We start from the raw sequence: 18,433 nt of genomic DNA on the forward strand, positions 1-18,433 counted from the left end.
CCTTTTCAATTAGTGACGCATCCAACGATGATATTTTGCGACCCAGTTAAGCAGCTTCTCGGGTGCATGGGCTTGTTTCCACATCCCAGCGGTATACTTCACCGCTTCACTCATGGTGGGATACGGATGGACGGTGCCCAAAATTTTATTTAGTCCTAACCCGTGCCGCATGGCGAGAGTAAATTCTGCGAGCAAGTCGCCCGCATGCTCGCCAACAATAGTCACCCCCAGAATGGTATCTTTTCCTTTCGGTGTCAGCACCTTAATAAAACCGTGATCATTGCCATCAGCAATCGCGCGATCCAGATCATCAATGCCGTAATAGGTCACTTCCACCTCTTGCTGATTGGCTTTGGCTTCTTTTTCATTGATGCCCACACGCGCCACTTCTGGCGAGGTGTAAGTCGCGGCAGGCATCACTGAATAATCAGCACGAAAGCGTTTGAATTGACCGAATAGTGCATTCACCGCGGCATACCACGCTTGGTGGGCACTGGCGTGGGTGAGTTGAAACGGACCCGCTACATCACCTACCGCATAGATATTCGGATAGACGGTTTGCAGATACTCATTGACTTGGATAGTGCCACGCTCGGTTACGGGAATATCGAGCTTTTCGAGACCAAATCCTTTGGTGTTTGCACTGCGCCCTAACGCGACTAGCACCGCATCAAATGAGACAGACTTCTCACCGTCAGGGCCATCGAGTAACGCGATTTGCTCATTATCACTGTGTTCAAATGCTTTGACTTTGTGCTGTGTTAAAACCGTGACACCGTCACGCTCTAACGCCTGCTCAACTAGCTGGGCGGCATCTTTATCTTCGCGGCTGAGAAGTTGGTCGGCCATTTCCGCGAGCGTTACCTGGCTGCCTAAACACGCAAAACTTTGTGCCAATTCTGCGCCAATGGGACCCCCGCCCAAAACCAACAACCGCGGCGGTAGTTCATTCAGGGACCAAATTGTATCGGAGGTGTAATGTGTCACCTCTGCCAAACCAGGAATGGGGGGAAGCATGGGGCGTGCGCCTGTGGCAATCACGATGTTGCGGGTAGTCAGTCGCTCGCCATTCACCTCAACTTCCCATGGCGAAATGATGTGCGCTTCGCCTTGCACACATCCCACGCCGAGTTTGGTGTAACGCTCGACCGAATCGTGAGGCTCAATGTGGGTAATCACTTGCTTAACCCGCGCCATGACCGCCGGAAAATCAACCGCTGGCGCTTGGGTATGAATGCCAAAGGCCTTAGCCTTGCCAATTTCTCGCATGGTTTTCGCCGCACGGATCAGCGCTTTTGAGGGAACACATCCGGTGTTTAGGCAGTCTCCTCCCATCGAACCTTTTTCGACCAGCGTAACCTTCGCTTTCACTACCGCCGCGATATAACTTGATACCAAGCCGCCTGCACCGGCACCAATCACTACCATATTGCGGTCAAACTGATGGGGCTTGTTCCAACCTTGATAGCGTTTACGACGCGTGATCCAAGCCATGACCCATTTTGCCAGCAGTGGGAAGACACCCAGTAATGCGAGAGAGCCAAGCACCGAGGGAGACACCACATCGCCGAGTGCGTCGATTTGGGCCAGTTGGGTCCCTGCATTCACGTAGACTGCGGTACCCGGCAACATACCGAGCTGACTGACCCAATAGAAGGTGCGGGTTTTGAACGAGGTTAGCCCCATCACCAAGTTAATCAGAAAAAACGGGAAAATAGGGATCAGGCGGAGGGTCAACAAATACAAGCTGCCGTCTTTCTCAATGCCACGATTAATGGTATCGAGCTTATTGCCAAATTTGGCTTGGACCCAGTCACGCAGCATAAAGCGACTCACCAAGAAGGCGAGGGTGGCGCCAATCGAGCTAGCAAAGGAGACCAACACCAATGCCCACCAAAAGCCAAAGAGTGCCGCGCCCAATAGACTGGCTACGGCCGCTCCCGGCAACGACAGGGCGGTCATCACCACATAGCCGGCGAAAAACACCAAGCTCGCGGTGGTCGCATTTTCAATAATGTAATCGTTCAATGCCGCTTGTTGCGCCTTGGCGTTTTCAAGTGTCAGCCATTGGCTGAGATCAAAACTAAACCAGAGGGTAATAAATGCAGCAATCGCAAAGCCAAGTAAGAGCTTTTTTATTGGCATACGGTATCTCGTCAGGTAGCAAATAGGATCCAGTTATAACATTAGGTGCTGTAGATTAATTAACTGGCTGATTTTTCTGTTGCATTAAGAAACTGTGCTCTTAATCGTACCTTGAATCAGACCTGATCGATCGCAGGAGACTTTCACATGGAGTGTAAAAAAAGTGTGGTTGACGCTTTTTTGAGCGAAAAGAGAGAAGCGACACCGCCCTAAGGCGGTGTTGGACGCGAACATTGCTCACAGAAAAAGTAGAGTCAGAGTAGAGAGTGTTATTGTGAGGTGTTATTTCTCTAGATGTTGTAATAACTCTTGGCGGCGTTGGGGTGGGACAACTGACCAGTGTTTGCCAGTAATCGCGCCTTCTAGTGACCATAATAGCTCCAAGCTTAGGTCTTTATCATGTGCAGAGACGAGTGCTTTGTAGGCGTTGACTGCTCCCTGTTGATGAAGGGATTCAGGCGAGTCGATCCCTGCCTTTTTCAGCATTCTTTCGGTGGCGAGTCGAAGGTTTGGGAGATCTTTCAATCGTGACGGACTGGTTTCGGTTTTTAGCGAACGATCGCGAATGGCAACATCGAGTGCACTTTTAGCTTCACTGATGAGTTTTTGGTGATTGTCCCACCAAGTATCAGGAATGGCAAAGTACTTGGTGACCACCGGGAAACCACGTTTCTTGTATACATAGGGAGCGAGGCCCTGTTGTTTAAGTAAAGCTTCGTTTTCTTTGCCGGCGCGTAGATGAAGGGTGTTATTGACGACAAGGGCGAACATGGTGTCTTCGCAAAATAAGCCAAATCCGCCGAACATGGATCGGGATTTGATATTGCCAAAATCGGCAAATAAACGCATCGCGTCTTTTAAAGCTGGTTTATCCATTAATAACAATCTCGATGAATGCAAATGCCTAAAAAATAGTACCGTAGTGTAACAAGGCAAACAGGCAGAATTGTCAGCGAGTTATCAAAATCTCAACGATGATACATCGTAAGTTTTGACGCTATCTTCAGCTTTATAACAATGATGCTGGCAACCCCGCTACCGTAACTAACTGATTGAATTTTATCAGCGTCCATAGGCCGGTGGCTTTGCGTCCCATGCTTTCGCCATGGTTTGCCTTGTTCAAACAGGGATAAGCATATAATAATTAGACAGTGATGTCGCCCTCACTAACCACACAAAGTGTGATTTTGGTTCAAAAAGTTTGTAATTGACAAGTTAGAGTAAAGGCTCTTTTTGGCTCAAGAAAGGGGAAAAAGCCACCATACCCAATGGTATGGCAGCTTAAAAAGTTATTATAAAACACTAAGTTATCGTTTTTACAGATTCCCGACTAATGAGCTCGAGATCCATTTCAAATACTTGCTGTTGCGTATCATTATCGTTAATGCGTGCAAGCAAGAGTTTAACAGCGGTCTTACCGAGTCGCCGCTTAGGTTGGTGGACGGTTGTCAGTGGTGGTGAGTAATACTCGGTCAGATCAATATTGTCATAACCAATCACAGAAATATCTTCAGGTACCTGCAACCCCGCTTGGTTAAAGGTGCTAATTGCGGCGAGCGCCATAATATCGTTGAAGCAAAACACGCCCGTGGGACGATGATTCATATCAATGAACTGTTGCGCAGCGACTTTGGCCTGTTCTGCCTCGAAATCAGCCTCTACGATCCAGTCAGGGTTCGCTGTTATATTGGCTTCATCCAGTGCACGGTAAAATCCTGCTAGTCGTTGTTTACAGGTATTTTTATCCATTTGACCGGAAATACAGCCTATTTGGGTATGGCCATTGTCAATAAAGTGTTTGGTTGCCAAGTATCCGCCTAACTCGGCATTGTCTTCGATGCGATCGGTGTTGATATGATGACTCCCCCAATCCATTACCACCATCGGGAGATCGCGTTTCTTTTCTAACAGCAGCATGAGATCTTCATTGAGATCCGAGCACACCACAATCAAACCATCGACACGTTTTTCTGACAACATGCGTAAATAGTCACGCTGTTTTTCTAGGTTACCCTCGGTATTACATAAGATCAGGGTATAACCTTGCTCATAGCAATAATCTTCTACACCGTGAACCAGTTCAGCGAAAAAAGGGTTGGTTGATTTGGTCACCAACATACCAAGCGTGCGCGTCGTATTACACTTTAAACTACGCGCGACCGCACTTGGCGCATAATTAAGGTCTTCAACGGCTTGCCAAACCTTCTCGGTTGTTTTCTCTGCGACAAAGCGGGTCTTATTGATAACGTGTGAAACCGTGGTGGTTGAAACGCCCGCGAGACGCGCGACATCTTTAATCGTTGCCATCTTAATTCTTCTATATTGTGAAGCCTTGGGATCGTTACTCGCGACCTTACAGAAAAACGCCGCTGTAACGCAGCGGCGTTGTCTTTCACAATCCCGGCTCATCAGAGGGTTGCGAAGGTAACGAATCCGATTTCATCCATTCTCATAGTTAATCGGTTGCGGTCTCAGTTTACTTAGGTTGCTGCTCAGTCGCAATTGGTCTGATGAGCAAGCCATCACCAACAGGTGGTTTTGTGACCCAGCTATGCTCTTGCAGCGTGATCTCATTTTCTTCACAGTCGGCAAAATTGTCATTACGTCACTATCAGTGGGCAAGCATGCGTTGGGTGTGTCATTACTGTCAGTGGGTGTTGATAAATCTCAGTCATCTGGTGGTGCGTAAAGCATTGCCAAGGCGTTCCCGAGAGAACCATTTCGCCTTGTTTCATAAAATAAAGATAATCCGCGTAGCGACTGGCAAGGTTAAGGTCGTGTAGGACGATGATCACTGTCATTCCTTGATCAACCAGTGCCCGGCACTGCATGAGCGTTTGGTGTTGGTGACTAATATCAAGGGCAGATGTCGGCTCATCAAGCATCATCATGGCACGAGTCGGTTCAGTGTGCGCTAATTGCATGGAAATACGCGCCATATGCACACGCTGTTTTTCACCGCCCGACAGAGTGGGGTAGGCACGATGTGCAAGATGAGATACATGCCATTGATGTAGCTGCTCTTCGGCTAACGCTCGGATTTGTTTACGGTTTGCTTTTAATGGTGTGCCGCCCATTTCGACGACGTCTTTAACCGTAAACGCAAAGGTTAACCCGCTGGTTTGCGGCAAAAAGGCAACCTGTCTCGCGAATGTATCACGAGGCCATGTCGCTCTTGACGCTGACCAAAACAATACGTCGCCTTGTTGGTGTTGCTCACTCATCAGCTGTTTGAGCAAGGTACTTTTACCCGCTCCGTTCGGACCGAGTAAGACATGTAACTGTCCACTTTGAAACGCGACATTGATGTCGCGAAGCAGTGGGCGTTGACCAAGGGTGTAATGAAGGTGTTGAACATGAAGCGCCGTACGAGACATTAGTGCACCATCGTTTGTCGTTGCTGAATAAGAAGCCAGATAAAAAAAGGTGCGCCCATCAAAGCGGTAATAATGCCTACGGGCAACTCCGCAGGTGCGACAATCACTCGAGCAATAATATCGGCAAGCGTGAGTAAAAGTGCCCCCAATACTGCAGATAAAGGGATGAGCATACGGTGGTCGGGCCCAACGATCAGGCGGCCAATATGCGGTACCACTAAGCCAATAAACCCAATCAATCCCGCAGCACTAACGGATACGCCCATCCCGGCAGCGGTTGCAATGATCAGCAAACGTTTTAGGCGGTGAATATCGATCCCTAAATACGCGGCTTCGTTTTCACCGAGCAATAAAGCGTTCACCTGATGAGCACGACAACAAGCAAACACCGTGAGAGCGACAGCCGCCACTCCAGTTAAAGCGATTTGCCCCCAACTGGCACCGGTCAGTGATCCCATAGACCACAATGCGATATCGCGTAGGGTTTGATTGTCGGCCACATAGTTGATCATTCCCAGCGCCGCGCCTGATAGCGCGCTGATAGCAATACCGGCCAATAGCATGACGGTAACGGACGTGCCCATCGCGGTGGTGCCGATTCGGTATACAAATAACGTTGCGAAAAGTGCACCAAAAAAAGCAAATAGAGGCACTGATAAGTGAAACGCCATGTTTGTACTGCCAAATGACAATAACAACAGCCCCAGTGCACCGCCTAGAGACGCCCCCCCTGAGACACCAATAATCCCAGGATCCGCGAGAGGGTTACGAAATAGTCCTTGCATTAATGCACCGGAAACGGCGAGTAAAGCGCCCACAAATAAGCAAAGCAGCGTTCGGGGCAGTCTGACTTGCTGCACGATGGCTAATACATGAGGCTCAAGCTGGTCTTGCCAAGGCGTTAGACTTTGTAGACTGACGAGCCAACCTAACTGCCATTGACCGACTGCAATCGAGGTCACCGATACGGCAAGCAACAAAATGATCAGCGCGGGAAAGAGTCGCTGATAAGGATGCTGTATCTGTAATGGCATCACTGGCTAAGCTCTATTAACTGTGATTGCACACGAAGCGCCTCATCTAAGCTTTTCAGGCTCAAACCGCCAACCAACACACTGCCATCGATCGCGAGGATCTTGTTTTGCTGAAAAGCTTGGGTGTTTTCTAGCAAGGGGACGGCATTGGCGAGTCCTGTCAAGCCACCCAATTGGTCCAAAGAACGTTGCATCACCAAAATAAAATCGGGATTAAAACCGAGCAACGCCTCGGGTGAGAGGGGTTTATAGCTGGTAACCGTATTGGCAGCCGGATTAGTCGCGCCGATAAGCTCAATGAGCGTATTGGGTGTCGTGCTCGCGCCGGCAATACTCGCGGGACGACCTTGGTGAACAAGTAAGAAAACCCCCTGCTGTGTCGACGCTAGGGCGCGACGTTTCAGTTGCGTGAGTTTTCCATCGACCGCACGAAGCAGGGGTGCCGCTTTACTTTGCTTGTCTGTGAGGTTGGCAACTTGGGTTATGCGCTGTTTCAGTGCCGCCACCGTCGGTGCACTGGGTAGCGCAACCACCTTAACCCCGGCATTGTCGAGCTTTGTTAATACAGGTTTGGGGCCCATTTCCTCAGAGCCTAACAAAAGCGTGGGTGACAATGAGAGTACCCCCTCTACTGATAACTGACGGTGATAACCGATATTGGGGACATCTTTATTATTAAGCTGGCTCGTGGCATCAATCCCCACAATTTGTTTTTCTGCCCCCAGATCAATCAGTAGGTCAGTAACACTTGCCCCCGCACTCACTATGCGTGGCGATGCGTGAATTGAAAATGAAACGAGTGTCATCATGAGGGCAATCAGTCGAACAGCAGCGGTTGCCATGCTTTATCCTTATTTTTCAGTGTCAGTAGTGTCGAGTGGTTTATATGCTGGTTAGGTCGCCACACCGTGCGACATGAACGCAGACAATATATTACCCAATACAAATAAGATCAATTATCGTTTGCATTCCTGTTCTCGATCAATAGAATCACCTTCAAATGATGATAAGTCGCATTTGCAGTAAGGCATAGAGAACCGTTATGAAAACCAGAAAGGATATTTGGACAGTAAAGCATAGCCACCGTGTCGCCTTGGTAGTCGGGGCCGTGCTAAGTACGATGACTGTTGCGCCTCAGGCCGTCGCTGAGAGCGCGAGTGCCGCCAGCCAGTCTAAAGAGGCTAGCCCTGTAGAGACGCTCTCTGTCTACGGAAGTCGTATGGACACGCAAAAAGCGAACGCTGGCGTGGCGGTGAGTACAGTGTCATTGGAAGAGATAGAGAAACGCCAGGGAAGTAATGTCACGGATTTGATTCGTCATTTACCCAATGTCTCCGTACTCGGAGGAGGGCGTGATGCCGCTCAGTCTGTTAGCATTCGAGGCCTTAGCAGTGACAACGGCCGCGTCATCCAGCTTGTTGATGGTGCCCGTCAGAATTTTTCGGTCGGCCATCGTTCCAGTCTATTCATCGATCCTGAATTGCTCAGTTCAGTCGAAGTGGTCCGTGGCCCTTCCAGTACGCTGTGGGGGTCTGGTGCATTAGGCGGTGTATTCGCACAAAACACCAAATCAGCCAGTGACTTTCTCTCTGGCACAGAAACCTTGGGTGGCTATGTCAAACAAGGCTTCCACAGCAACGACAACGCCTCACGTACAAGCGGTGCGGTGCTTGGTCGCACGGAGACGGTTGATTGGCTAGTACAAAGCTACTATCACGATAGCGACGATAGCCAATTAGGCAATGGCAAGACCTTGTCGTATTCTGCGGATCGAGAAAAAGGCGGGTTTGCTAAACTGGTGTTTACGCCTTCTTTGGATCACCAGTGGTCATTCATCGCGCGTCAAGGTAAACGTGACGCCATGGTTCCCTCTAATCCGACGACAGAAGAGCCGTCAACCTCGTCGCCCCTCGTGTATCGCCAAGTCGAAGACCAAAGCCTGTCGCTCACGTACAACTATAACCCTAGCCAGTCATGGGTGGATTTAGACACTCGCCTGTATTGGAACGACACCGAGGTCAATGAGTATCGGGTTGATAAAGGTGAGTTTGATAATAATCAGATGCAAACGCTGGGTTTGTCTTTATCGAACCGCTCGACGTTTAAAGCACTCACATTAACCACTGGTCTGGATGCTTATCAAGATCGCTTTGAAACCGTCCGAGATAAAAGCAATACCTCTCGCCCAGACAACCAAGATGCCGAAGCACAAAGCGTCGGCGTATTTTCCCAAGTTGATGTACCGCTGGGACAAGCATGGCACTGGCAAGCGGGTGTCCGTTTTGATGCTTATGATGCGAAAGATAAGCGACCCGAATCGACCATTGGTAACCATGATAATACGGCGTGGTCGCCTTCAACTGCATTGACTTGGAATGCGACTGAACAGTTAGCATTGACTGCCAGCTATCGCGAAGCATTTCGAGCCCCGAGTTTAGAAGAAATTTATGCCAGTGGCACACATTTTGGAATGAACCAGTTTGTGCCCAACCCAGATTTGAAACCTGAGGAAAGTGCCAACAAAGAACTCAATATTACTTATACGTTTTCATCGAGTCAGTATATTGATCAAGGTTATATTGATGCCCGAGTCTTTCGCAATGACGTCGATAATTTTATAAATCAATCGGTTAAAGACGGCTCTTGGGGGGCGTATAATGGCACCACGGTGAAGACGAACCTTCCCGAAGCTAAACTTGAAGGCATCGAGATTAGCTTGCATCACCAACTTGGTGGTTTTACCAATAATCTGAGCTACAGCCAAACCGAAGGCAAGAATAAGCATGATGGCAGCTATCTAGATAATATTCCCGCTCATAAATGGGTTGCGGAAACCGACTACGCGCTGGCGACGTTACCAGTGAGTGTTGGTGGTCGCGTCTCTCATTATGCCGATCAAGACGACACGAATAATGCCAACACCTACGACGGCTATACCCTGTGGGATCTGTATGCAAGTTATAGCCCGAATGGCGCCTGGGATGGGGTGAAGTTTGATCTCGCGATCGATAATTTAACCGATGAACAATACACCCAAGCGTGGGCGCAAACCGCGTCACCCGGGCGTGATATTAAGTTTAATGTTCGGTACCAGTTTTAACCCAAAGATAAAGGGCAGGTGAACGCCTGCCCACTCAGAGACGACACACCACAATAAGAATAGGCTGGAGTGATCAATGACAACCACTTTGAACGAGCAGGTAAACGCACTATTGGCAGATAATGCCTCTATATTGCCTGCTGATATAGCGAAAACCCTAGGCGTGAGTGAAGGCGAGGCAGTACGTGCCATGCCGGCTGAGTATCAAACGTGGGTGGACGGGCAGCATGCGGAAACCGTTTTCACCCAGGTGGCCGAATGGGGTGGCCCAGTCACAGCGATTGTGCATTCCGGTGGCTCAATTTTTGAAGTAAAAGCCCCGTTTCCCAAAGGAAAGATCGCTTATGGCTACTACAACTTAATGGGAAAGCCGGGTGAAATGCATGGCCACCTAAAATTAGAGCGCATGACCGGCATTGCCTTCGTCAGCAAGCCTTTTCGCGGTAAAACAACCCACTATATCGGCTTTTTCACCGAACAGGGGGATTCAATCTTTAAGATTTACGTGGGAAGAGACGACAAACGTCAGCTTCTTGAACATCAGGTTGAAGCCTTTAATCAACTAAAAACGCAGTTAGCGACCTCAACACCAACAGACCCGGAGCAATAATCATGGATCAAGCGACAAAACAACAACGCCTACAAAACCGCCTTGGCCCAGAAATCGAAGCCTTTCGTGCTAACTGTCGGACTTTGCAGCTAGCAACCGTCGATGCCCAGGGAAAACCCAACGTGAGTTATGCGCCATTTGCACAGTTGGAAGACGGTTTTTATATTTTAATCAGTGAAATTGCTCGTCATGCTCGGAACCTACAACAAAACCCCCAGGTTTCGCTGATGATGATCGAAGACGAAAGCGGGGCAAAACAGATTTATGCGCGCCAGCGCCTTAGTTTTGATGCCAATGCTGAATTAGTGATGCGTGATACCACTGAGTGGCAAACGGGGATTTCGGCGCTGACCCATCGCTTTGGCGATATTATCGACAGCTTAAGCGGGTTAGCTGACTTCCATTTATTCCGTCTAAAGCCGGAAAATGGTCTGTATGTCAAAGGGTTTGGTCAGGCCTTTCAGGTTGGCAGTGACGATTTTGTCGATATGGTACACCTTGACCAAGGTCATCGAAAACTTGGCGACAGCCAAGATGTTCAATCGACCGATGAGATAGCGGTTAACGACTAACCGAGTTTGCTTTCCTTGAACGGCGATGTGTGAAGCATCGCCACTCTTGTGTCGCTTCAGTCCGGGTTTACTTAGTAACAACCCAGTGATGATTATGATAAAGTTGTCGGCATCATAGAGCGTATAACCTGATTAGCATGAATTATCTCCCGTTGTCTGAATATAAAAGAAAGTGGATCTTCACCCACCAGTCTTTGCCTATTCCCGAACAGGATCTCGCTGATATTAAACCCATGGCTGAGGCACGCGCGGCGCAGTTATGGCAAGAATTTATCAGTAAAGACAGCCCAACACCGGATCATTTTGGCAAGCAAGACTGGCCGACGCATCAAAGCGTTTGGACCCAGCGACTGGTTTGGCAACAAGCCTGGGACGACGATGATGATCTTCCCGTAGAGTTTCTCGCTAACTTTCCTTGGGAAGACAATATTACGGTCTATTTTTGCTACGACAAACATAATATTGTCGAAACCCAATGGGGCGTGTTTAAAAGGTATTGGAAAAACTTTCTATTCTACGATGATAAGCCTATTTTGCTTGGGCGTCGTCGTAAGGAAGTCGCTATGTTTGAGCAATCAGGCGAAGTGGTGATTGGCAAGCGTGACTGACCTCAAGTTATCAGCGGTAGTGCCGTTACCAATGGTAGCCATGCGCCAATGTGACAGCCGGGCGTGGTGACGGTGCGATGCGTCTTGATAAGTGACCAGCCATAGAGAGACGCGTTGTATTCGGTGCACAGTGTAGGAAGAAGTGATGATTAAGATAATGGCCGCAGTGTGCTTGTCGATGTTATTGGTCGGATGCTCACTGCCAAAAATGTCGGACTTATGGCGCAATTACAGCACCATTGGTCTCAATGAAGCACTGCGTGGCGCGCAACAAGATCTTGTCCATTGCCGCTATGACAAAACACTTGATACGGCTCAGCGCTACACCGTGATTGGTACGGCGCGTGAGAAAACACGTGCGTTTGAGCTAATGGGCATTGTCTACAGCGAACAAGAGAACAGTGCAGAGTTTGATCACACGCTGCAGCGGTTTTTGTTTTCAGAACCGGGGCGAACGATGACGGCATCTCAGGTACAGATGCAGTGGCGTCAAGCCCAAATTGATATCGAACATCAACGCGAGGCAGTATTGAGCCAAACACATTGCTTGCAATCAACGACGTCACCAAAAGCAGGGCCGCTGAAGTAGCCCGTTTACTGCGCAGGTCATCATTTTTTAGCGCAATAGGGCAGCCACCGTAACGGGGCTGCCTTTTTATTGCTCGAACCGCACCGACTTAGGCTTTGAGAATACTGTCAGCCAGTGTCATCAGGCGTGGGTAGGCAAACTCACTTTCTTTGGCGATTTCACCCTGCTCCGCCAACACTTCTTGCAAAATATCAGCGGTGGTGAGGGGATTGGCCAGCACGACACGGAAAACCGTGGTGGTGCGACGTTGCCATTGCTCAGGCGTGAGACGTGTACGGGAGACAAAGGTTTTGCCCGATTCGCGCTGTCGCTTTTGAATGAACTTGGTTAGGTCGTTAAGCAAATCATGCATCAACTCAATTTGCTCCTCACTTGCCACAGCCAGCGCGGTTTGTACTTTTGCGGGCACAAAGCGATAGGTGAGTAGGCACAACTCGGGTTCCGATATCAGCTCAAAATCTGGATCTGTGGTTATCATGTCGGCAAACGTCGCCGCTTTATCAATACTTTGATCGATCAATAACTCATAACCGCGGCGAGAAATGATGTTCATACAAGCAAACACCAACATTGCCATACCACTGCGAGAGCCTTCGAGTGTGTGACTCCCCAGATCTTTTGCTCCTTTACGCAGGATGTACTCCGCATGATGTTCGATCGACGCCACGAGCGACGGATCTTTAAATAACACCATACCAGCCCCCATAGGGACATAAAGCTGTTTGTGCGCATCAATCGTGACAGAATCGGCACGTTCAATCCCAGCCAGTTTGTGGCGCTGATTATTTGACATCAAGGTCGCGCCGCCCCACGCGGCATCAACGTGGAAGTGAATGCCCTCACGTTCCGCAATATCAGCCAGTGCATTGAGAGGATCAATGCTGCCTGTCTCTGTGGTGCCCGCCACCCCCACGATAGCTATCGGTTTAATATTGTCCCGGTTAAGTGTGGCAATGGTCTCTTCGAGTGCATCAATGCAAATACGATTTTGGCTATCTGCAGGAACCGAGATCAGTTGGTCGCGGCCAATGCCGAGTACATCCGCCGCCTTACCCAATGAATAGTGGCCTCGTTCTGACACCAAGATCGCGAGGTCGCGATAGCCATAGTGACGCATCGCGCCAAACAAGCCAGCCTTGTTGATGCCAGGAAACTCTCCGTCAGGTTTGAGCACGTTATTTCGCGCGACCCACAACGCGGTGATATTCGCCACCGTCCCACCTGAGCAGAAGGCCCCTAATGAGTGGTTCGCGCTGTGCATCCAACTTTGATAGAAGGCGTCGTCTTGCTGATAAATCAGGTTGTGCAACATGCCAAGCACTTGCCGCTCAAGCGGTGTAAATGCCTTAGATGTTTCAATTTTGACCGTATTTTGGTTGAGGCCAATCATGATTTTAGAGAGCGGCATCAAAAAATAAGGCAGTGCAGAGGTCATGTGGCCGATAAATCGCGGTGAAGCGGTATGTACCGATTGAGCGACGAGCTTATCGAGCAGAAACTGCGTGTGATCAGAGACAAAAGTCGGGTCTTCAGGGATGGCCGGATCGCTAAAATCGCGCTCAATATCAGCGAGCGACCGTTCGGTGGCCGTAATATGGTTTTGTAAAAACCGGTTTAGATTCTGAGAGATCGCTTGCTCAATTTGACTGAGCGTTGAATCTGGGGCTTCGGGGACAGTGAAAATCCGGTGCAAGGTTTCCGGTGTGGCGTCCGCGGCTTTATTTTGTGTTGCCATGACGTTCTTCTTATATCTGCTTGGCTGTCCAAATAGTGACTCTCTCATGCGCATTGAGAGTAGGGTCACGATCACTGACTGAAATTAGGCCTCAACATAGCAAAAAAAAGCGAGAGCATCAGGCTTTTTTTACTGATAGATGACAGCTGAAACAGCACACGCGAAAGAGAGTCGATAAAAGAGCCAGCGGTTGCCGGCTCTCAAACAGCGGCCTGTTTACTGACACTGACGTTGGTTAATGCTGTTCATTTGGTCATTGTACTGGTTGAGTGCCTTATCAATCTCTTTTGGATGACTTAGCAGATCGGCAAGTGCACTGCGAAGGGCGTAGTTCCCGTCCATGGCTTCGCCTTGGCGGAAGTTAAACACTTTTTCGGCCAGCGCAGAGGGGGGCAACGAGCTTTGTGCGAGTGTTTTTACGTCTTCTTGGCCTAGTTTTAACCAAGATTCCACTGGCGCTTCCAAATTGAGCTTGGCGCTGTCATTTTCTAAATAGTAATCAAACGCTTTTGCATTGAGGTTAAAGTGATTTTTACGGCCTTGCAAAAACCACTGTGCAACCTCATCGAGCGATGCGTCTTTTTTCACCGTCATATCGACCAACGCTTGGTACCAATTGATCGATGCATCTACATAATCATGATACTTGGCCGAATAGCAATCTGCATTTTTGACAGGCGCAGCGTTTGACATTATCGGCAATAGTGCCGCGACCAGTGCAAGGGCATAGCGTTTCATAACATTATCCTAATCGTTATCGTGTTTGCGCTTTATGATTATACGCACCAACCATGTGCGGGGCGCAAACGTTGAGGTTTGGGCATCTTTGTGAATGATAAAACGCGGATATTGTAGAACGAGCCAGCGACAAAGTTAAATAACACATTGATATAAAAAGCCCTGTAGCAGAAAAGCTGTGACGTCACACTCAGTTAGCGCGTTGACATAGCTTGTGGGTTCGACAGTACCGACAGCCAGTGGTGGGCAAATTCGGCAAAACCAAACCCTCCCGGTGCATCTGTGATCCAAGTTGGTACGGTGGCCAATGTCGGAAGGTGAGAGGAGATATTCGCGACGCCGACGCTCAGAGGAAAGTGGGCAAACATTTCGCTGTCGTTCGGTGAATCGCCAATAAACGCTGCGCGTTGCTGAGTTTGCTTTCCTGTGACACTGTAACGATCTAACCATTCTTGCGCCGCGTGTCGTTTACTGTGGTTACCTAACCAGGCGTTAATGTGAATCGAACTGGCCGTTGCATTGACTCCCTGCCCATGAAGCTCGTCGAGTAATGCATTGATCTCGTCTGCGGATGCGCGTGGCGTATGCTGGCCAATATCAATCGCCACTTCACAGAGACGATAGGACTGATCGGCAGCAAGTGCGCGAGCTGGATAGCGCTGAAGTAAGCGGTTTACCCAGTCAAGTAGCGCAGCTTGCTGTTGATGGGCGGCATGATTGATTTTCGTGAAGCGCTGACCGTTTTCTTGCCATAGGATCACGCCACCGTTTTCGCTTATCACCGTATCGACAGGCCAGGCGTTAATCATATGATCGCCCCAGCCAGCGCACGCGCCAGTAACAGGGACAACGTGAATGCCGGCTTCACGGAGATCGGCCATTGCCTTCAGTGTTTGCCAAGGGAGCTCACCTTTCCATGTCAAGGTGTCATCGACGTCGGTAAACAGCCATTGCACGTTACGCCAGCGTATGGCGTGGTCATGCATTGACGATATGGGCAAACACTGATTCGGCATAGGTATTGCGATCCTCACTAATTAAATAGCTGCCACATGGCGATGATTCATTTGACGCAGAGTGAGCGCCAGCCGTTTTCCCTGCTCATGGTCAAACACGTGGAGGTTCTCAGGGGCAATCGCCAAGGGTAGGTTATCTCCTTCTACGACCTTACTGTGCCCCTCTAAACGCAGTGTGATGAAGCTGTCAGTATCGCTTATATGCCCATAGACCAGCAAATCAGCTCCCAAAGACTCGGTTAAGGTAACTGACAGTGTGAAACAGGCCTGATCGGCCGGTACCACTTTTAAGTGCTCGGGACGTAATCCGACGGACACGGATTGTGTGTCAATGCCCTGACACTCAGCCAATACGTGTTGACCTATCGAGAGGACGTCATTGTCGATACGACCTTCAACGATATTCATCGCTGGTGAGCCGATAAAAGTGGCCACAAACAAGCTAGCCGGGGCATCGTAGACGTCTAAAGGCGTACCAATTTGTTCAACGTTACCACCATTTAATACCACGAGGCGATCCGCGAGAGTCATTGCTTCAACTTGGTCGTGGGTGACATACACAGCAGTGGTATTCAGCTTTCTCTGCAAACCTTTGATTTCCAGGCGCATTTGTACACGCAGTTTGGCATCAAGGTTGGATAACGGCTCATCAAAGAGAAAAACCTTGGGACGACGCACAATCGCACGGCCCATTGCCACCCGTTGTCGTTGTCCGCCGGACAATTGATTGGGCCGTCTGTCGAGTAGGTGCTCTAGCTCGAGCATGGTCGCGACCTCGGTGACAAGCTGTTGAATGGTCGCTTTTGGTGTCCCGCGATTTTTAAGGCCATAGGCCATGTTGTCGAATACACTCATGTGTGGGTAAAGCGCATAGTTTTGAAATACCATGGCAATATCGCGCTCGCCAGGCTCAAGATCATTCACTTTTTTATCGTCAATGACTAATTGTCCGCTGGAAATCGCCTCTAGGCCGGCAATCATGCGCAGTAAGGTTGATTTGCCACAACCACTGGGGCCCACCAATACAATCATTTCGCCATCTTTCACTGATAAGTCGACGCCGTGAATGGCTTTGAACCCATTAGGGTAGGTCTTTGCCATCTGTTCTAGGGTTACCGTTGCCATTTACTTCTCCGTTTCCACTAAGCCTTTTACAAAGAGTTTTTGCATGCCGAGCACCACGATCACCGGGGGTAGCATCGCCATTAGAGTTGTTGCCATTACGCGGTTCCATTGCACCTCACCATCACCAACAGAGAGCATGCGCTGAATACTCATCACAATGGTGTAGTACTCATCATCGGTGGTGATCAAAATCGGCCAAAGGTACTGGTTCCAACCATATATAAAGGTGATCACAAACAGTGCGGCGATATTGGTGCGCGAAAGAGGCAGCAGAATGTCTTTGAAAAACTTGAACGGGCCCGCGCCATCAATTCGCGCGGCTTCAAGCATTTCACCTGGGACCGTCATAAAAAACTGACGGAATAGAAAGGTCGCCGTAGCGCTGGCGATGAGTGGAATGGTCAATCCCGACATCGAGTTGAGCATGTTCAGGTCGGCAATGACCTGGAATGTTGGCATGATGCGCACCTCCACCGGTAGCATTAGGGTCATGAAAATCACCCAAAATGCCAACATTCGACCGGGAAAGCGAAAATACACCACGGCATAGGCTGAAAGAATGGAAATCGCGAGCTTGCCAATGGCGATGCCCATTGCCATTAAAAATGAATTCCACAGCATGCCGGCCACGGAAATGTTTAACTCGCGTGATGTGCCTTCGGTTAATACCTCCTCGAACACAGATAATCCTTTGTCACCAAACCATAACGGCGTGACACCACTTACAAAGGCGCTGCTGTCATGGGTGGCGGCGGTCAACGCAAGCCACACAGGGAGCGCCACCGAGGCGACGCCTAAAATCAACACCAAATGCGAGAACACAGTAAGCCAAGGGCGACGTTCAACCATTAGTAAGCCACCTTCTTTTCAACATATTTAAACTGAATCACGGTTAATGCGCCCACGAGGATCATCAACACGACGGATTGCGCGGCGGACGATCCCATATTGAGGCCGACAAAACCGTCTGCATACACTTTATAAACCAGCGTTGTGGTGGATTGACCGGGCCCACCTTGCGTCATGGCATGAATCACCCCAAAGGTTTCGAAAAAGGCGTAGACCAAGTTCACAACCAGCAGGAAAAAAGAGGTCGGAGAGAGCAGTGGAAAAATGATGGTCAAAAAGCGTTTTACTGGGCCTGCGCCGTCAATAGCTGCCGCTTCAACCAATGAACGTGGGATAGATTGCAGCCCGGCGAGGAAGAACAGAAAATTGTAGCTAATCTGCTTCCATGTAGCGGCAATGATCACCATGGTCATGGCATCTCCAGAATGGATAAACGGATTCCAGTCTAAACCAATGGCTTTTAGCGCGTGGGCTAATACACCGACAGTGGGATTGAACATGAATAACCACAACACCCCTGCCACAGCGGGAGCGACCGCGTAGGGCCACACCAAGAGTGTTTTATAGCCTGTCGCCCCTTTAATGACACGGTCAGCCATCACCGCGAGCACAAGCGCCGATAGAAGCGCGATGCCTGCAACAGAAAAACTAAAGAATAAGGTGGTCAAAAAAGAGCGATAATAGCTGGTGTCTCCCAATAACTCGGTGAAGTTTTCGCCACCGACAAACTCAGTACTAAGACCGAAAGGGTCTTCCAACAAGGTGGATTGCCATACAGCCTGCGCCGCTGGCCAGATAAAAAAGATAAAGGTGATCAGCAATTGAGGCGCGAGCAATAAAATGGGAAACGCACAATGATTAAATGTGGGTTTATTGGACATAGGCTTTCTCAAAAAGTGGAGCGGCAGTCTATACCGCTCCGTCATACAACAAGG

17 protein-coding genes and 1 riboswitch are annotated in these 18,433 nt (G+C 49.3%); of the genes, 5 read left to right on the forward strand and 12 right to left on the reverse strand.

Going from position 1 to position 18,433, the window contains the following annotated elements; translation table 11 throughout:
• Positions 1-9: 9 nt before the first annotated feature.
• From lpdA to BZG25_RS01670, 6 genes are all read right to left on the reverse strand, one after another.
• Positions 10-2,145 (reverse strand): dihydrolipoyl dehydrogenase, encoded by a 2,136-nt coding sequence (lpdA, locus tag BZG25_RS01645; RefSeq protein WP_077638464.1) that lies wholly within the window; start codon positions 2,143-2,145, stop codon positions 10-12.
• 282 nt (positions 2,146-2,427) lie between these two features.
• Entirely contained in the window at positions 2,428-3,021 is a 594-nt protein-coding gene (locus BZG25_RS01650; RefSeq protein ID WP_077577852.1) for a TfoX/Sxy family DNA transformation protein, read from the reverse strand.
• Between the two features lie 146 nt (positions 3,022-3,167).
• Positions 3,168-3,270, reverse strand: a riboswitch (cyclic di-GMP riboswitch).
• Positions 3,271-3,447: 177 nt separating this feature from the next.
• Entirely contained in the window at positions 3,448-4,452 is a 1,005-nt protein-coding gene (locus tag BZG25_RS01655; protein WP_077577851.1) for a substrate-binding domain-containing protein, read from the reverse strand.
• A 293-nt stretch (positions 4,453-4,745) separates the two neighbouring features.
• Positions 4,746-5,522 (reverse strand): heme ABC transporter ATP-binding protein, encoded by a 777-nt coding sequence (locus BZG25_RS01660; protein WP_077606242.1) that lies wholly within the window; start codon positions 5,520-5,522, stop codon positions 4,746-4,748.
• Positions 5,522-6,556: an iron ABC transporter permease gene (locus tag BZG25_RS01665; protein WP_077638465.1), complete on the reverse strand. Its 1,035-nt coding sequence runs from the start codon at positions 6,554-6,556 to the stop codon at positions 5,522-5,524. Before BZG25_RS01665 ends, BZG25_RS01660 begins: the two co-directional genes overlap by 1 nt.
• Complete coding sequence (locus tag BZG25_RS01670) at positions 6,556-7,398, reverse strand: hemin ABC transporter substrate-binding protein (RefSeq protein WP_046073304.1); 843 nt, start codon at positions 7,396-7,398, stop codon at positions 6,556-6,558. Before BZG25_RS01670 ends, BZG25_RS01665 begins: the two co-directional genes overlap by 1 nt.
• Positions 7,399-7,598: 200 nt before the next feature.
• Here BZG25_RS01670 and BZG25_RS01675 point away from each other — a divergent pair, with 200 nt between their 5' ends.
• The 5 genes from BZG25_RS01675 to BZG25_RS01695 all read left to right on the forward strand — a co-directional run bounded on the left by BZG25_RS01675 (position 7,599) and on the right by BZG25_RS01695 (position 12,035).
• Positions 7,599-9,656: a TonB-dependent hemoglobin/transferrin/lactoferrin family receptor gene (locus BZG25_RS01675; protein ID WP_077638466.1), complete on the forward strand. Its 2,058-nt coding sequence runs from the start codon at positions 7,599-7,601 to the stop codon at positions 9,654-9,656.
• Positions 9,657-9,732: 76 nt separating this feature from the next.
• Positions 9,733-10,266, forward strand: coding sequence for a heme utilization cystosolic carrier protein HutX (gene hutX, locus BZG25_RS01680; RefSeq protein ID WP_046073303.1), 534 nt, complete (start codon positions 9,733-9,735; stop codon positions 10,264-10,266).
• Positions 10,267-10,268: 2 nt separating this feature from the next.
• Entirely contained in the window at positions 10,269-10,838 is a 570-nt protein-coding gene (hutZ, locus tag BZG25_RS01685) for a heme utilization protein HutZ (protein ID WP_046073302.1), read from the forward strand.
• A 137-nt stretch (positions 10,839-10,975) separates the two neighbouring features.
• A complete protein-coding gene (locus tag BZG25_RS01690; RefSeq protein WP_046073301.1) occupies positions 10,976-11,446 on the forward strand; it encodes a DUF2947 domain-containing protein in 471 nt (156 codons plus the stop codon).
• A gap of 145 nt (positions 11,447-11,591) precedes the next feature.
• Positions 11,592-12,035: a hypothetical protein gene (locus tag BZG25_RS01695; protein WP_046073300.1), complete on the forward strand. Its 444-nt coding sequence runs from the start codon at positions 11,592-11,594 to the stop codon at positions 12,033-12,035.
• Positions 12,036-12,123: 88 nt separating this feature from the next.
• On the opposite strand, the gene panP is transcribed toward BZG25_RS01695, so the two are convergent.
• The 6 genes from panP to ugpA form a co-directional block, all read right to left on the reverse strand.
• On the reverse strand, positions 12,124-13,770 hold the full coding sequence (gene panP / locus BZG25_RS01700) for a pyridoxal-dependent aspartate 1-decarboxylase PanP (RefSeq protein ID WP_046073299.1): 1,647 nt from the start codon (positions 13,768-13,770) through the stop codon (positions 12,124-12,126).
• A gap of 216 nt (positions 13,771-13,986) precedes the next feature.
• Complete coding sequence (locus BZG25_RS01705) at positions 13,987-14,508, reverse strand: hypothetical protein (protein WP_046073298.1); 522 nt, start codon at positions 14,506-14,508, stop codon at positions 13,987-13,989.
• 194 nt (positions 14,509-14,702) lie between these two features.
• Positions 14,703-15,524 carry an HAD family hydrolase gene (locus BZG25_RS01710; RefSeq protein ID WP_077577845.1) on the reverse strand — a complete coding sequence of 274 codons (822 nt, stop codon included), beginning with the start codon at positions 15,522-15,524 and terminating at the stop codon, positions 14,703-14,705.
• Positions 15,525-15,545: 21 nt separating this feature from the next.
• A complete protein-coding gene (locus BZG25_RS01715) occupies positions 15,546-16,649 on the reverse strand; it encodes a sn-glycerol-3-phosphate import ATP-binding protein UgpC (protein ID WP_077577844.1) in 1,104 nt (367 codons plus the stop codon).
• Positions 16,650-17,498: a sn-glycerol-3-phosphate ABC transporter permease UgpE gene (gene ugpE, locus BZG25_RS01720; protein ID WP_046073296.1), complete on the reverse strand. Its 849-nt coding sequence runs from the start codon at positions 17,496-17,498 to the stop codon at positions 16,650-16,652.
• Positions 17,498-18,379, reverse strand: coding sequence for a sn-glycerol-3-phosphate ABC transporter permease UgpA (ugpA, locus tag BZG25_RS01725; RefSeq protein WP_046073295.1), 882 nt, complete (start codon positions 18,377-18,379; stop codon positions 17,498-17,500). Before ugpA ends, ugpE begins: the two co-directional genes overlap by 1 nt.
• Positions 18,380-18,433: the final 54 nt, after the last annotated feature.

The sequence above is a fragment of the Salinivibrio sp. ML198 genome (assembly GCF_001996015.1).
Classification (GTDB): domain Bacteria; phylum Pseudomonadota; class Gammaproteobacteria; order Enterobacterales; family Vibrionaceae; genus Salinivibrio; species Salinivibrio siamensis.

Coding starts and splice junctions, on each gene's coding strand:
- BZG25_RS01705 (WP_046073298.1), bottom strand. CDS start 14,508: ATGAAACGCTATGCCCTTGCACTGGTCGCGGCACTATTGCCGATAATG.
- BZG25_RS01670 (WP_046073304.1), bottom strand. CDS start 7,398: ATGGCAACCGCTGCTGTTCGACTGATTGCCCTCATGATGACACTCGTT.
- BZG25_RS01710 (WP_077577845.1), bottom strand. CDS start 15,524: ATGCCGAATCAGTGTTTGCCCATATCGTCAATGCATGACCACGCCATA.
- BZG25_RS01655 (WP_077577851.1), bottom strand. CDS start 4,452: ATGGCAACGATTAAAGATGTCGCGCGTCTCGCGGGCGTTTCAACCACC.
- panP (WP_046073299.1), bottom strand. CDS start 13,770: ATGGCAACACAAAATAAAGCCGCGGACGCCACACCGGAAACCTTGCAC.
- BZG25_RS01665 (WP_077638465.1), bottom strand. CDS start 6,556: ATGCCATTACAGATACAGCATCCTTATCAGCGACTCTTTCCCGCGCTG.
- BZG25_RS01650 (WP_077577852.1), bottom strand. CDS start 3,021: ATGGATAAACCAGCTTTAAAAGACGCGATGCGTTTATTTGCCGATTTT.
- ugpA (WP_046073295.1), bottom strand. CDS start 18,379: ATGTCCAATAAACCCACATTTAATCATTGTGCGTTTCCCATTTTATTG.
- hutX (WP_046073303.1), top strand. CDS start 9,733: ATGACAACCACTTTGAACGAGCAGGTAAACGCACTATTGGCAGATAAT.
- ugpE (WP_046073296.1), bottom strand. CDS start 17,498: ATGGTTGAACGTCGCCCTTGGCTTACTGTGTTCTCGCATTTGGTGTTG.
- BZG25_RS01675 (WP_077638466.1), top strand. CDS start 7,599: ATGAAAACCAGAAAGGATATTTGGACAGTAAAGCATAGCCACCGTGTC.
- BZG25_RS01695 (WP_046073300.1), top strand. CDS start 11,592: ATGATTAAGATAATGGCCGCAGTGTGCTTGTCGATGTTATTGGTCGGA.
- BZG25_RS01690 (WP_046073301.1), top strand. CDS start 10,976: ATGAATTATCTCCCGTTGTCTGAATATAAAAGAAAGTGGATCTTCACC.
- BZG25_RS01660 (WP_077606242.1), bottom strand. CDS start 5,522: ATGTCTCGTACGGCGCTTCATGTTCAACACCTTCATTACACCCTTGGT.
- hutZ (WP_046073302.1), top strand. CDS start 10,269: ATGGATCAAGCGACAAAACAACAACGCCTACAAAACCGCCTTGGCCCA.
- BZG25_RS01715 (WP_077577844.1), bottom strand. CDS start 16,649: ATGGCAACGGTAACCCTAGAACAGATGGCAAAGACCTACCCTAATGGG.
- lpdA (WP_077638464.1), bottom strand. CDS start 2,145: ATGCCAATAAAAAAGCTCTTACTTGGCTTTGCGATTGCTGCATTTATT.